Consider the following 260-nt stretch of genomic DNA (forward strand, 5'->3'; position numbering starts at 1 on the left):
GGAGCAGCCAAGGGCGCCGACCGCCGTGGCGGTCGGACAGCCACGGGACGAGGAACGAGGACGGGATGGCCGTCAGCGTCATCGCGGCGAGGAGCAGCCCGGCGGAGTCGGCGCTCCAGCCCCGCTCGCCGTAGGCGTCGGGGAGCCACGTGTTCAGCCCGTAGTACCCGGAGCTCATCGTGGCTAAGACGGCGACGAGGAGCCAGGCGGTCCCCGAGCGCCACGGGAGCCTGGGGACCAGCCGCCCCGGGCGGACGTGT

The 260-nt window shown here is 74.2% G+C and carries 1 protein-coding gene; it reads right to left on the bottom strand.

The genetic code is table 11. The features are described from left to right. Window positions 1-260, bottom strand: a 260-nt coding sequence (locus tag SAZ04_RS22380) for an MFS transporter (RefSeq protein WP_332699864.1), incomplete at both ends; no start/stop codon positions are given.

Source organism: Halalkalibacter lacteus, assembly GCF_036663595.1.
Classification (GTDB): domain Bacteria; phylum Bacillota; class Bacilli; order Bacillales; family Bacillaceae_D; genus Halalkalibacter; species Halalkalibacter lacteus.